This is a genomic window from Lactobacillus sp. JM1 (assembly GCF_009834385.1).
GTDB lineage: Bacteria > Bacillota > Bacilli > Lactobacillales > Lactobacillaceae > Lactobacillus > Lactobacillus paragasseri.
In genome coordinates this window covers 1,747,163-1,760,326 of sequence record NZ_CP044412.1, presented here as the reverse complement: position 1 = coordinate 1,760,326, position 13,164 = coordinate 1,747,163, and the positions used below count along the sequence as shown (strand labels likewise).

11 protein-coding genes and 1 pseudogene are annotated in these 13,164 nt (G+C 34.8%); 7 read left to right on the top strand and 5 right to left on the bottom strand.

The features are described from left to right. Position 1 precedes the first annotated feature (1 nt). Positions 2 to 1,870, top strand: coding sequence for an ABC transporter permease (locus tag F3I00_RS09015; protein ID WP_020807519.1), 1,869 nt, complete (start codon positions 2 to 4; stop codon positions 1,868 to 1,870). Between the two features lie 40 nt (positions 1,871 to 1,910). Here the strand turns inward: F3I00_RS09015 and F3I00_RS09010 are convergent, their stop codons facing one another. Together F3I00_RS09010 and F3I00_RS11005 are read right to left on the bottom strand one after the other, a co-directional pair. Then, positions 1,911 to 2,561 carry a histidine phosphatase family protein gene (locus F3I00_RS09010; RefSeq protein ID WP_020807518.1) on the bottom strand — a complete coding sequence of 217 codons (651 nt, stop codon included), beginning with the start codon at positions 2,559 to 2,561 and terminating at the stop codon, positions 1,911 to 1,913. 42 nt (positions 2,562 to 2,603) lie between these two features. Further along, the gene (locus F3I00_RS11005) at positions 2,604 to 2,819 is read right to left on the bottom strand and encodes a hypothetical protein (RefSeq protein ID WP_020807517.1); all 216 of its coding nucleotides are present in this window, start codon (positions 2,817 to 2,819) and stop codon (positions 2,604 to 2,606) included. A gap of 100 nt (positions 2,820 to 2,919) precedes the next feature. Here F3I00_RS11005 and F3I00_RS09000 point away from each other — a divergent pair, with 100 nt between their 5' ends. Further along, entirely contained in the window at positions 2,920 to 3,264 is a 345-nt protein-coding gene (locus F3I00_RS09000; RefSeq protein ID WP_024273093.1) for a hypothetical protein, read from the top strand. A gap of 91 nt (positions 3,265 to 3,355) precedes the next feature. Then, positions 3,356 to 4,120, top strand: coding sequence for an exodeoxyribonuclease III (locus F3I00_RS08995; protein WP_020807515.1), 765 nt, complete (start codon positions 3,356 to 3,358; stop codon positions 4,118 to 4,120). Between the two features lie 62 nt (positions 4,121 to 4,182). Here F3I00_RS08995 and F3I00_RS08990 read toward each other — a convergent pair whose 3' ends face one another. Beyond that, the gene (locus tag F3I00_RS08990; protein ID WP_020807514.1) at positions 4,183 to 6,258 is read right to left on the bottom strand and encodes a PTS transporter subunit IIABC; all 2,076 of its coding nucleotides are present in this window, start codon (positions 6,256 to 6,258) and stop codon (positions 4,183 to 4,185) included. A gap of 26 nt (positions 6,259 to 6,284) precedes the next feature. Beyond that, positions 6,285 to 6,977, bottom strand: coding sequence for an N-acetylmannosamine-6-phosphate 2-epimerase (locus tag F3I00_RS08985; RefSeq protein ID WP_020807513.1), 693 nt, complete (start codon positions 6,975 to 6,977; stop codon positions 6,285 to 6,287). Positions 6,978 to 7,108: 131 nt separating this feature from the next. Between F3I00_RS08985 and F3I00_RS08980 the strand changes: the two genes are divergently transcribed. The 3 genes and pseudogenes from F3I00_RS08980 (at position 7,109) to F3I00_RS10995 (ending at position 9,890) form a co-directional block, all read left to right on the top strand. Then, positions 7,109 to 7,927, top strand: a complete 819-nt coding sequence (locus tag F3I00_RS08980) for a MurR/RpiR family transcriptional regulator (RefSeq protein ID WP_020807512.1) — start codon at positions 7,109 to 7,111, stop codon at positions 7,925 to 7,927. Positions 7,928 to 8,056: 129 nt separating this feature from the next. Continuing rightward, positions 8,057 to 9,332, top strand: a pseudogene (locus F3I00_RS11000) (D-alanyl-D-alanine carboxypeptidase family protein); the annotation flags it as partial. Further along, positions 9,306 to 9,890 carry a L,D-transpeptidase gene (locus F3I00_RS10995; protein WP_370519043.1) on the top strand — a complete coding sequence of 195 codons (585 nt, stop codon included), beginning with the start codon at positions 9,306 to 9,308 and terminating at the stop codon, positions 9,888 to 9,890. The pseudogene F3I00_RS11000 and the gene F3I00_RS10995, both read left to right, overlap by 27 nt. A gap of 205 nt (positions 9,891 to 10,095) precedes the next feature. Here F3I00_RS10995 and F3I00_RS08965 read toward each other — a convergent pair whose 3' ends face one another. After that, complete coding sequence (locus F3I00_RS08965; RefSeq protein WP_159311081.1) at positions 10,096 to 12,780, bottom strand: cation-translocating P-type ATPase; 2,685 nt, start codon at positions 12,778 to 12,780, stop codon at positions 10,096 to 10,098. Positions 12,781 to 12,975: 195 nt separating this feature from the next. Here F3I00_RS08965 and F3I00_RS08960 point away from each other — a divergent pair, with 195 nt between their 5' ends. After that, the gene (locus tag F3I00_RS08960; RefSeq protein ID WP_003646756.1) at positions 12,976 to 13,158 is read left to right on the top strand and encodes a hypothetical protein; all 183 of its coding nucleotides are present in this window, start codon (positions 12,976 to 12,978) and stop codon (positions 13,156 to 13,158) included. Positions 13,159 to 13,164: the final 6 nt, after the last annotated feature.

Sequence of the window (13,164 nt, the reverse complement as noted above, 5' to 3'; positions counted from 1 at the left end):
TATGCTTTGGAAATTATCATTAACCGGAATTAAAAGCCGGTTCAAAGACTATTTAGTTCTTTTTTCTGGCTTAACTTTTGCTAGTGCAATCTTCTACATGTTTATGACTTTAGCAACTAATCCTGCTTTCTTAAAAGGCTCGTTAAGTATTGCTTTCCAAATTACTCAAATTGTTTTTGGCTTTGGGATTGCGCTTTTATCAATTATCACTTTTGTTTATATTGTATATGCTAATAGCTTTTTGCTGAGCATGCGGCAGAAAGACTATGGGATGTACATGATGCTAGGTGCTAGGACTAGTAAAATTGGAAGACTGATTTTTACTGAAACACTTGTTGTTGGTTTATTAGCTACTTTATTAGGAACTGTTCTAGGAGTTGCTTTAACGCAAGGCGTTTCTAGCATTTTAATCTCACAATTGGGCTTACAAATTCATAAATTTGTAGGATTCTATTTACCAGCTTTACTTTGGACGATCGCATTTTTTGCAATTTTATTCTTTTTAGCTGCTTTCTGGAATCGTCATAAGTTAGTTAAATCGAATATAATTAATTTACTTCATGAAGATCAAAAACCAGTTAAATTACATAGAAATAAATTATGGAAGTTTATTGAGGCACTATTAGGTATTGCATTACTTGCCACAGGTTATTGGGCAATGATGCATGCAGCAAAATTAGGTACCAAAACCGTTCCCATTGCTTTCTTTACAATTGTTTTCGGTTCTTACTTTACTTTTGATTCCTTCTTTACAGCAATTATTGATTTGCTTCGTAAGAACTTATCTTTCAAATATCGAAAACTTCATTCCTTTACTTTAGGTCAATTGAAGTTTAGATTAAGTGACTATACTAGAATTTTATCAACTGTATCATTACTATTTGCGCTTGCTTTAGGAGCAATTACTGTGGGTTTAAACTTCAACAATATGACTGAGCAGGCAATGCAAAGTACTTATTATGATGTAGTTTTATACAACCGTAATCAAAAAGTTGATAATCAATTAAAGAAAGTTTCTATAAAATCTACAACTCATTTTGACTATAAGATGGTCGTAGAAGGTAAGGGAAAAGAAAAGAATCGCGTCCTTTACATTTCTGAAAATCAGCTCAAGAATAATAAGATTATGTATCAGCACTATTCACGTAAAAATGACGTGAACCACTACGATACTAGGCGTCTTACTGTTAATGATTTTAAAAATAAGAAGTCAGATGTTGCAGCAGAGGGTGAATATCAATTAGTGTCTCTTACTCCGTATATTGACGCTCAAGCTAAGGTTGTATCGCAAGCTCAATATGATCAAATTAAGGCTAAAGTAAATAAGATTGAGCTTTTAAGAGTTAATAATTTTAGAAGTAATTTCAACAATATTGAAAAATTGCAAAAATTATCAGTAAATCAAATGATTAGTTCACCAGAGGCTGAAAAAGATGGAATTAATGTAAATCTTTCTAATTCAAAATCTGCTCAATATCGTCTAGTTTCAAGTATGACTTCTGGTTTTGAATTTATGGGTTTCTTCTTAGGACTAGCCTTTCTAGCAATGCTTGCCTCAACCTTGATGTTCAAGGTTTTATCTGGTGCAAACAGCGACAAGCCAAGATATCAAATGCTTTGGAAAGTTGGAACGAGAAAGAGCTTATTGAAATCATCAATTACTAAAGAAATTGGAATTCTGTTTGCTTTACCAGCAGTTTTAGGTGTGGTAGACGTCCTATTCGGACTTCAATTATTTAAATCCATCTTGGGAATGAATACATATGACAAACTGTGGATTCCATTTACAATTTTCGGAGTGCTTTACGTAATTTACTACCTATTAACAGTGATTTTATACCAACATATTGTTTTACAAAAAGAAGATTAAGAAAAAGACTTCATCAAAAATTGGTGAAGTCTTTTTTGCGTTAAACTGACATTTTATTATAAGAAGCAATTTTCATATCTTTATCAGTCATATTCATAATTGTAATTGATGCGTTTCTTGGACCGTGAGCCAAGTTGTATTTGCCAGGCGCAAAGCGAGAAACAATACTTCTAATGGTAAAGCCATGAGTAACAAGTAAAATGTTTTCAGCACCATCTAATTTACTGATTAAATCAAAGCCTTTGTTAACTCGGCCCCAATATTCCTCCGCATTTTCTGCTTCATGATATGGGTCTGCTTCTTTCATGTAGTCTTTAATAGTATTGATATCAACTTTTTTAAGGAGTTCATCTCTTCTTGGATAGCCATGAGGGCCACCAATCATGCGCCAAGCTTCATCAGAATTCATTCCTTCAAAAAAGCCATAGAATTGTTCCCTGAAAAATGGCGTTGCGATATGCTGCAACTCATCACGGTTGCAATTTTCATTGATAATGTAGTCACAAGTGTCGCTAGCTCTCTTTAAATCGCTTGAAATAGCAATATCAAAAGGAATATCGCTTAAAGCTTTACCAGCATCTTTTGCACCCTTTATTCCTTCATCAGTTAATGGGGTGTCACACCAGCCCTGCATTTTGTCATAGCGGTTGATATAAGTTTGACCGTGACGGACGATATAGATTCTTTTCATGATAAAAATCTCCTTGAATTACTTACTTTGATTATATCAAACCTAAAAAATTAAAATCTTAAAAGGCGTATACAAAAACAGAATTAACAAAATGCCCACTATAATTAAGAGAATAGTATTTCTTTTAGTAAATTTTTGATGTTTTTCTTCAGTGATCTTACTATTTCTAAAATCACTACTTACTTTAATTTGTCGACCTACAAGAATAGCAATTAAAACTAGGTAAATAAATAGGCCAATTAGTTCGAAGGTTCGCATTGTGATTCTCATCTTTCCTTGTGATAGAAACATTGTATCAAAAATTTTGAATATTAAAGCTAAGTATACTAACTTAAGAGATGAAAGAAGAGTGATTTTTATGAGAGTTACAAAATTAGTAATCGGAATTTTGATGATTGTTTATTCTGTATGGCTATTTATTCAAGGTTTATTAGGTGGATTTTTAGGAATAATTGCTGACAAAAATATGTTAGCAGGGATTCTTGGCATTCTCCTTTGCGGCTTATTTATGGCAAGCGGGATTGTCTATATTTCAACTGAAAATAGTGACGGTCTAGGCGGTGATATTGCTGGCTTTGCCATGATGATTGTTGCCAGAATTTTAGGCTTTTTCGGCGGAACATATGCTGGTTTGATTTGGACTGGAATTTTAGCCTTGATTATTGGAATTGGCTTCTTTGTATGGCATTTGAAGACTAGATGAGAGAAATCGAAATATTTCATCTGTTTGAACCAGCTATGTACAATAAAAGGTGAGAGAGCTGACTAGTAAGCTTATAGAAAGAAGGATTATTATGAAATTTATGTCTTGGAATGTAAATGGGTTGCGTGCTGCGTTGCGTCATGGCTTTGTTAATACTTTTACAGACTTAGATGCAGATATCTTTGCCATACAAGATACTCGTGTAGAGGCAAATGAAGTACAAATTGACTTACCAGGCTATTATCAATACTGGAATTATGCCAAAAGAAAGGGCTATGCTGGTACTGCTGTCTTTACTAAAGAAAAGCCGATTACAGTCGCAAATGGATTCGGCGTTCCAGAAGTTGATGGCGAGGGTAGAAGTATTACTTTAGAATTTCCAAACTTCTATTTCATTGATGTCCAAGTTCCATTCTCTGGAGAGAAATTGCAAAGATTAGATTTTAGAGAATTGTGGGCACAAACCTTTAGAAATTACGTTACTAAGTTAATGCAATATAAGCCAGTAATCATTGGCGGGGATATGAGCGTGGCTCATGAGAAGATTGATTTAGCAGAACCAGATGACAATCACCGTCATGCAGGATTTACTGGAATTGAAAGAAAAGAATTTTCTGAATTATTGAATGCTGGTTTCATTGATACTTTCCGCTATTTCCACCCAGATGAAGCAAAGTATACTTATTGGAGCTATCGTGAAGATGCTCGAGCAAAGAATATTGGCTGGAGGCTAGATTATTTCTTGGTATCACATAACTTAGAAGATAAGATGATCAATACCAAGATTTTAAACAACATTATGGGATCAGATCATTGCCCAATTGAATTAGATTTAGACATTAAAACAGGAAAATAATTTTCATTAGATAAAGAAAAATGCACCTCGTAGTTATACGAAGTGCATTTTTTGATTCGATATTATTTAGTTAATGCAGAGTAGACATCGTCATGAGGTTCAACTAATTGTCCACTAGTTACGATATCTTCAACTTGTGAGACTCTGTCATTGCTGTTAGTAATCAAAGTCATCACAACTGGATCTTTTCCAGCATCCTTGATTTGTTCAAGGTCCATTTCAATTAATTGTGTTTCAGGAGTAACTTGCTCGCCTTCCTTAACTTTCATTGTGAATGGTTTGCCTTGAAGTTCAACTGTATCTATTCCAAGGTGAAGCATTACTTCTAGGCCAGATTTTGCTTTAAGGCCAATAGCATGTTTCGTCTTGAAAATCGAAATGACAGTAGCATCAACTGGGCTGTAGATTTTTCCGTTTTCTGGTTCAATTGCGAACCCTTCACCCATCATCTTTTGTGAGAATACTTCATCTTTAACTTGGGTGATATCTTCAAATTTACCTTTTACGGGTGCTTTAAAAATAACTTTTTCTGACTTATGAACAGTTTCTACTTTAGTAGAAGCAGATTTGTTAGTTTTATCCACTTGTGGATTATTTGCTGGTTGCATGTCAGGATGAGTGATAATGTCATTAATTTCTTGGCTATAAAGATCGGCCTTTCCACCGAAGATAGCTTGAACCCCTCCAGCTACTTTCAAGACACCTGGAGCACCTAGCATCTTAAAGACATCATCATTAACTAAGTTATTGTCTTTTAGTGAAACTCTTAATCTTGTTGCACAAGCTGAAACAGTTTCGATATTATCTAAGCCACCTAATGCTGAAATAATTTCGCATGATTCATTGTAAAGCTTGTCATCAGTCTTAGGACCAGCTGCCATAATTTGATCGGCAGCTTGATTATCTTCAACAACCATTCCAGGGATGCCAACATGGAACTTCTTAATGCAAAAAGTAAATACAAAGAAGTAAAGGAAGAACCAAATAACACCCATAATTAAGACGTTTGGCCAATTGGTTTTATCTCTTCCTTGTAAGACACCGAAGAGTAAATAGTCAATTAAACCGCCAGAGAATGAATTACCAATTCTGATATTCATGATGTCAGCTACATAGAATGAACAGCCATCAAGAAAGGCATGAATAACGTATAGCCAAGGTGCTACGAATAAGAAAGTATATTCAATAGGTTCAGTAATACCAGTTAAGAAAGAGGTTAAACCGCCTGAAAGGTATAAACCACCATTAGTTTTACGGTTTCTCTTAGGTAAGCAAAGATACATTGCTAAAGCTGCACCTGGAAGACCAAACATCATTGTAGCAAAACGACCAGCAAAGAATCTTGTACCATAGGTAAATAAGCCATGATGGTTAGGGTCAGCTAATTGAGCAAAGAAAATATTCTGTGCACCAACAACAGTTTTACCTGCAACATCCGCAGTTCCACCTAATGCTGTGTACCAAAACATTGGATAGATAGTATGGTGAAGACCAACTGCTCCAGTTAAACGAAGCAAAAATCCATACAAGAAACTACCAAAGCTTCCCATTTTAGCAATTGCATAACCAGCACTAGTTAAACCGCTTTGAATTGGTGGCCAAATGATAAAGAAGATAGCTCCAATTACAATAGCTGCAAGGGATGAAATAATCGGTATAAATCTTGATCCACCAAAGAATCCTAAAAATTGAGGTAATTCAACTTTACGATAGTGGTTATGAAGATAAGCGACTACGCATCCAATAACGATTGCTCCTAAAACACCAGTATCAATAGTGTTTTTAGGTGAAAACATTTGTAGCAAGCCTGAAATTGTTGCGGTATAAACTAAGTAAGCTACACCACCAGCCAGGCCAGCTGTACCTTTATCTCCCTTAGCAAGACCAACAGCTAGTCCAATTGAGAAGATAAGCGCTAAATTATTAAAAACTGCACTACCGGCGAAGTTCATTACTTTTAAGATGGTTTGAAGCCATTCTTGATTAAGCCAAGGATAAGCGCCAACGGCTGCTTTATTTGTTAGAGCACCACCTAAACCTAAAAGCAAACCAGCTACCGGTAAAATGGCGATTGGAAGCATGAAGGCTTGACCTAGTTGTGAAAAGGCCTGCCCAACATGAGAAAATTTCTTAGACATGATTAAGCCTCTTTCGTTATGATTTATTATTTTTCAAAAACAGAAGTGAAAGTTTTAGCAATTTGAAGTGGGCGAGTAATTGCACCACCAACTACAATTCCTGCTGGATTGATATCAATTATTTGCTTTAATTGTTCTGGAGTGTGAATTTTTCCTTCAGCAATTACTGGCAGACCATCATCGACTAAAGCTTTAATTAAATCAAAATCTGGATGGTCAGTCTTAGGACTTTCCTCAGTGTAGCCAGAAAGAGTAGTACCAACAAAATCTACGCCTGCTTCATAGGCGTTTTTGGCTTCTTCAAAGTTTGAAGTATCTGCCATTAAAAGTTGGTTTGGATATTTAGCTTTGATTTCTTTAATAAATTCAGCTACTGTCTTGCCATCATGTCTTGGCCGTAAGGTGCAGTCAAGTGCAATTACTTCAACACCAGTTTCCATCAATTCGTCCACTTCTTTCATAGTTGGTGTAATGTATGGTTTTTCCGGTGGATAATCTCGTTTAATAATTCCGATCATTGGTAGATCGACTACTTCTTTAATTTGTTTAATATCTCTAACAGAGTTTGCTCTTAAACCTGTTGCACCAGCTTCTTGAGCAGCTTTTGCCATTAATGGCATAATGCCGCCTTCTTTAGTATAGAGTGGTTCGCCAGGTAAAGCCTGACATGAAATAATTAAACCACCATGGATTTTGTTGATAAATTCTTCCTTGTTCATTTGTAAATATACTCCAAATTAATTTAATTATGGAGTTTTCCTCCCAAGAAGATAATATAATGAATTTAAATATTATGCAAGCGTTTTCTAGTAAAAACATGATATAGTTATTAGGACGAGGACGTGAGAAAATGGAATTTATTCAGCTCTACAATCAAAATAAAGATAAATTAACGAAGTCAGAAAATAAATTAGCTAACTATATTGCTGCTCATACTGAGCGTGTAATTTATGACACTATTAAGTCACTGGGAAAGGCAACCAATACGGGAGATGCTACGATAGTTAGATTATGTAAAAAACTAGGCTATTCAGGTTTTTCGGATTTAAAAATTGCTTTAGCGCAAGATTCAATGATGACTACAGCTAAGAACCATGATGGAGCTCAGACAAGTTCCCAGCGAAGTAGTAAAGTTTTAATTTCTTCAATAGAAAAAACAGAAGAATTAATTAATCCACCTACTCTAAAAAAAGCAGTTAGTTTATTAGCTAAAGCTCAGCGAATTCATATTTTTGGAGTAGGACATTCCGGTGAGTCTGCTAGAGACTATGAGAGAACATGGCTAAGAATTGGGCTAATTGCTAATGCAGAGTCGGATCCTCATATTCAAGTCCAAGTTGCAACCTTGCTGAATAAAGACGATGTAGTAGTTGGCTTATCTCTTTCAGGGCATACTAAGGATACGTATGATTCATTAAATGTTGCTAAAGACTATGGAGCAAAAATCCTGGCAATTACCAATGATCTTACTTCTCCAATTGCTCAATTAGGGGATGTGAGTTTACAAACGTCAGTTAGTGAGTTTATGAGTATTGGTAGTGTAGCAGGGCAAGTCTCACAATTATATTTGTGCGACGTTTTAGCTAGAGAATATGAAAAGCGTAATAAAGTTGATGTAGATAAAATTAAAGAACGAGCTCTTGCAGCAGTTATAAAGAAATCTATTTAAATAAATATAGGAAAACGTCAAGTATATACAATGTACTTGACGTTTTTTGGCTCCTTAATAAATTAAAAAAGATGGTATAATGTGCCTAGTTTTTTACTAAAATTTTATTTAATACAGGGAGAGAAAAGAATGAGAAAAAATAAAGTGAAATTGGTTTCAATCATATCATTATTGGTATGTATTTTGATTTTTTTGATTAAACCAATAACCGTTAAAGCAAGTAGTATTAATAATTACAATCAAGAGCAAGTAGAATTACAAGCAAAGTCTGCAATTGCAATTGATTTAAAGAGTGGGCAAGTTTTATATGCAAAGAATGCAGATAAAAAATTACCAGTTGCGTCAATGTCAAAGTTAATTACCATTTATTTAACTTTAGATGCGATTCATAATAAAAAGTTATCGTGGAATCAAAAGGTAAAACCAACAAAGCAAATTGTAAAAATCAGTAATAATCCAGAATATTCTGGTGTTCCATTAAAGTTAAATCATGGTTATACAATTAAGCAATTATATGAAGCTACTTTAATTCAATCTGCGAATGGTCCGGCTATGCTTTTAGGACAAGCAATTAGCGGATCGCAGCAAGCTTTTGTTAAAAAGATGCGGAAGCAGCTAGTTTCGTGGAATATTGGGGGGGGCAACGCAGCTCCTTACAGCCAATGGATTGCCTAATTACACTCTAGGAGAAGAAAGGTTTAAGAATAAGTCTAAAGATGCAGAAAATACTTTGTCAGCATCTGATATGGCAATTATAATTTCTCATTTATTGAAAAAATATCCTCAAGTATTAAATACGACAAAAGTTGCAAAAAGCTCTTTTGTTGACGGTAAAACTATTACTCCAATGCAAAATTGGAACTGGATGTTAAAAGGATTATCTCAATATGATCCTAATTATCCAGTAGATGGATTAAAAACAGGAACTACTGATGCGGCTGGAGCTTGTTTTGCGTCTACGATGAAAAAGAATGGTAGACGTTTAGTTACTGTAGTAATGGGAGCACAGCATGCTAGTGGAGATGATCCATCAAGATTTATCCAAACTAAGAAATTATTAAAATATATTTTTGATAATTATAGTAGTAAGAAGATTAAACAAGGATATAGCTTTGCTTCAGTAAGAAAAGTTAAAGTTGTTGATGGTAAAGAAAAATCTGCTCCAGTTTATGTAAAAGAATCCGCTGTGGTTTGGCTTCCTAAAAAGCAACAATTATCTAATTTAAAAGTTAAATTTTCAAAAAATGCAATTCATGCACCTCAAATTAGCGGTAAAACAGTTGGAAGATTTTATTTAATTAATACACCAGTACTTAATAGTAATAAAGATGTTGCGATTAAAGCGACAGTTCACCAGGATGTTAAACAAGCTAATTTTTTGGTAAGAATATGGAATAGACTTTTTAACCAGCAACAAAATTCACATGAAAAGGCAAATTCGAGTGTAACTACAGCTCAAAAAGTAAAAAAATTTCGACCTTATCAAGATCCTAAAGACTTGGTAAAAGCTGGTACCTGGAATAAAAAGAGTGAAAATAAAGAGCAACCCGATTTGACAAAAGTTAAAGACCTTTGGATTAGAGTTTCTCTTAAAGGAAATCGGACTTATATTATGAGTGGCAAGAAGCCGATTTATACTATGCTTTCAACTGGAGGAGTATATCATAAAAATAAGTCTGATACGCCAACAGGAACATATCATATCCAGCATGAGCGTGGAGCTGCTTTTTATAATCATAAATTAAATGAGGGAGCTAAATATTATGTTAGCTGGAAGGATCATGGAGTATATCTATTTCACTCGGTTCCAACTAAGTCAGATGGTTCTATCAATAAAGAAGAAGCTAAAAAACTTGGTAAGAGTCCAGGTTCTCACGGATGCATTCGCTTAAGCATTCCCGATTCAAAATGGCTTGCCGCAACTGTTCCTGCTGGCACTAAAGTTGTCATCAAAAATCTCTAAAAAAACAGCCAAACTACTTTGATTAAGTAATTTGGCTGTTTTGGTATCTACGATACCGATTATTTTGATTACCAAAAAGTGGAAGGCATAAAGGTTGTTTAAGTCTTTATGCCAGTTGTAAGTGTTAAATTTATACTTATATTATATAAATTAAATCATCATAAGTCGAAAAATATGCTCATAATAATTAAATTATTATATTATGTTAGTCACTGGTTGTTTGCAGCTTGTTTTCTTTTTGTCTAGCTTTAATTAGCTTCTTAATCCACTTGCTTATCTCAACTTGCAGGATAGAGAAGAGAGAAAGAATAATTACTACTAACCATTGTCTTGAAGTAAGACTAGTCAAATGGAAGAGAGTTTGTAAGTTAGGAGTGAAAAGAATGATTCCCATTAGGACCGCTGAAACAATAAAGGAGATAATCAACCAAACATTTATTTTATTGCCTCTAACCCAGATTGGATCAGTATTAGAATGTTGGTTAAATGCGCGAAGCATTTGGGATAAGGCTAAAACGCAAAATGCCATTGTTTGACCAGCAATTGGATTATCAAACGACTCTCCAATCCAGTAAGCTATTAAGGTCATTAAGGCGACGAAAATTCCTTGACTGATAACACGCCAAACAAGGTCTTTTTCAAACAAAGTTCCAGTCTTTACTGGCTTATGTTTCATGATATTTTTACTTGCTGGGTCTACTCCTAAAGCTAAAGCAGGCAAACTAGCTGTAGCTAAGTTAACCCAGAGAATATGCACAGCAAGTAGCGGTGCATCCCAGTTGAAGATTGTAGCTACAAATAAAGTAGTAATTTCGGCAATATTACCAACTAGTAAAAATTGAATTACTTTCTGAATATTGCGATATACTTTTCGACCTTCTCTAATTGCAGCCGTAATTGTTGTAAAGCTATCATTAAGTAAAATCATATCTGAAACATCTTTAGCAACATCAGTACCACCAATACCCATAGCAACACCGATATCAGCAGCCTTTAGGGCGGGTGAATCATTGACCCCATCTCCTGTCATGGCTACTACTTCATTATTTCGTTTTAGGCTTTGAATGATTCTTAATTTATCATTAGGCGAAACACGAGCAAAAACAGTAGCGGATTTAACTGCTTGATCTAGTTCATTATCTGTCATTTCGTTTAATTCAGTACCTGAAATAACAGTGTTTCCATTAGTATAAATACCTAAATTTTTAGCAATAGCGACTGCTGTATTTTTGTGGTCACCCGTGATCATAATGGTCTTAATTCCAGCTTCGCGAGCCATCTTGATTGATGCCTTAACCTCATCTCTGGCAGGATCAATCATACCGACTGCACCTAAGAAAACTAAATGCTGTTCAATATTTTCTCCTTCTTGAGGCAGGTTTAGCATATTTTTGCTGGCAAAGCCTAAGACTCTTAATGCTTGATCAGACATCTTGTGCGATAAGGTAAGAATATTATCTTTATCAGCCTTAGTTAACTTACGTGTACCATTATTTGTGTGGATGTAGTCACAAAGTGGCAGTAACTCATCGAGCGCACCTTTAGTGTAAGCGACGTATTCATTGTTTATTTCATGAACCGTAGTCATTCTCTTTCTAATTGAATCGAAAGGATATTCGCTAAGTCTTGGATACTCTTTTCTTAAGTTAAGAGCCGAGTAACCTAAATCTTGTGCTAGAGGAAGAAGTGCACCTTCAGTTGGGTCTCCAATTACTTCTTTAGGATTTTCTAAATTAAAACTAGCATCGTTACAAAGACTAGATGCATAGATTAATTGCTTATATGAATTAGAATCCTTACTTGCTTTTTCTACACTTAGAACTTTTTTATTAAGGAAATCATCACCATTAGCTAAATGAGTTACAGTCATTTTATTTAACGTTAATGTTCCTGTCTTATCAGAACAAATAACCGTCGCGTTTCCTAGAGTTTCAACAGCAGGCAACTTCTTAATTAAGGCATGTTGTTTTGCCATTCGTTGCACGTCAAGCGCCATAATGATTGTTGCTGTTGCTGGCAGACCTTCTGGAATAATTGAAATTGCTAAAGAAATTGCTACTAAAAATTGGGGTAAAAGTGGGCGGCCGTAAAAGGCACCAATTGCAAAGATTAAAACGCAGATAATTAAGCCAATGATTGTTAAGACTTTACCTACTGTATTAAGTTTTCGCTTTAATGGAGTATCACCAGCATCATCATTTTCAAGCATACCGGCTATTTGGCCAATTTCGGTGTCCATTCCAGTTTTAGTTACAATCCCACTTCCTCGTCCGTAAGTAACGATTGAAGAAGTATAAGCCATATTCTTTCTGTCGCCTAGAGGACAATCTACTGAAAGAACAGCTTTCGCATTCTTTTCACTAGCAATTGATTCACCGGTTAAAGAGGCTTCTGCAATTTTTAAGTTAGCAGATTGAATTAAACGCAAATCAGCTGGAACCATGTCGCCGCTAGCTAGAATAACTAAATCCCCGATAACTAATTCGCTAGCAGGGATGATCTTTTCAATACCGCCACGCATAACTGTAGCAGTTGGCGCGCTCATCGTTTTGAGAGCCGCTAGAGAAGACTGAGCTTTTTTCTCCTGAATAATTCCAATGATTGAGTTAACGACAACAATAAAGAAAATTACGCTGGCTTCTACCCATTCATTTAAAATTGCAGAAAAAGCAGCTGCTCCTAATAAGATCAAAATCATCGGATCAATGATTTGCTCTTTGAGCATCATTAAGGTTGATTTTGGTGGCTTTTCAGCTAGAGCGTTAGGTCCATATTTCTTTAACCGCCGCTGAGCTTCTGGCTCACTTAAGCCAGTAGAACTTGTTTCTAAATCTGAAAATAACTCGTTTGTTGTTTGAGAATACGAGGGAGGTTGTTTCTGATTATCCATAAAGGATATACCATTCCTTTCTTTTATTAAAATACATTTCTTTATTTGTATAGTGTTGATATTTGCTTGCATATAAGCAAATATATCTAAAAACATTTATGATATATAGTATAAAATGCAAGGCAAAGTAAGTCTAAAAATATGCTTATAATAAGATAATTTTGTTATAGTTAAGATAGAAATGGAGAAATAAGTATGAAGCAACTAGATCAATCATTTATTATTGGGATTTTTGGCTTAATTGGTTTGTTTATCGGTTTATTTGTTAAAAATATTATGGTATGGACTTTTGTAGGTATTGCAGTAGGTTATGTCATAACTTTCTGGATTCCTTATTTTAAAAAGCAACACCAATTAAAAAAGAAAAATACAAAATAAGAGCGG

Bases quoted from the DNA above. Each gene is read 5' to 3' on its own strand.
- F3I00_RS08960 (WP_003646756.1), top strand. From the start codon at position 12,976: ATGAAGCAACTAGATCAATCATTTATTATTGGGATTTTTGGCTTAATT.
- F3I00_RS08990 (WP_020807514.1), bottom strand. From the start codon at position 6,258: ATGTCTAAGAAATTTTCTCATGTTGGGCAGGCCTTTTCACAACTAGGT.
- F3I00_RS09015 (WP_020807519.1), top strand. From the start codon at position 2: ATGCTTTGGAAATTATCATTAACCGGAATTAAAAGCCGGTTCAAAGAC.
- F3I00_RS09000 (WP_024273093.1), top strand. From the start codon at position 2,920: ATGAGAGTTACAAAATTAGTAATCGGAATTTTGATGATTGTTTATTCT.
- F3I00_RS09010 (WP_020807518.1), bottom strand. From the start codon at position 2,561: ATGAAAAGAATCTATATCGTCCGTCACGGTCAAACTTATATCAACCGC.
- F3I00_RS08985 (WP_020807513.1), bottom strand. From the start codon at position 6,977: ATGAACAAGGAAGAATTTATCAACAAAATCCATGGTGGTTTAATTATT.
- F3I00_RS08995 (WP_020807515.1), top strand. From the start codon at position 3,356: ATGAAATTTATGTCTTGGAATGTAAATGGGTTGCGTGCTGCGTTGCGT.
- F3I00_RS11005 (WP_020807517.1), bottom strand. From the start codon at position 2,819: ATGCGAACCTTCGAACTAATTGGCCTATTTATTTACCTAGTTTTAATT.
- F3I00_RS08980 (WP_020807512.1), top strand. From the start codon at position 7,109: ATGGAATTTATTCAGCTCTACAATCAAAATAAAGATAAATTAACGAAG.
- F3I00_RS08965 (WP_159311081.1), bottom strand. From the start codon at position 12,780: ATGGATAATCAGAAACAACCTCCCTCGTATTCTCAAACAACAAACGAG.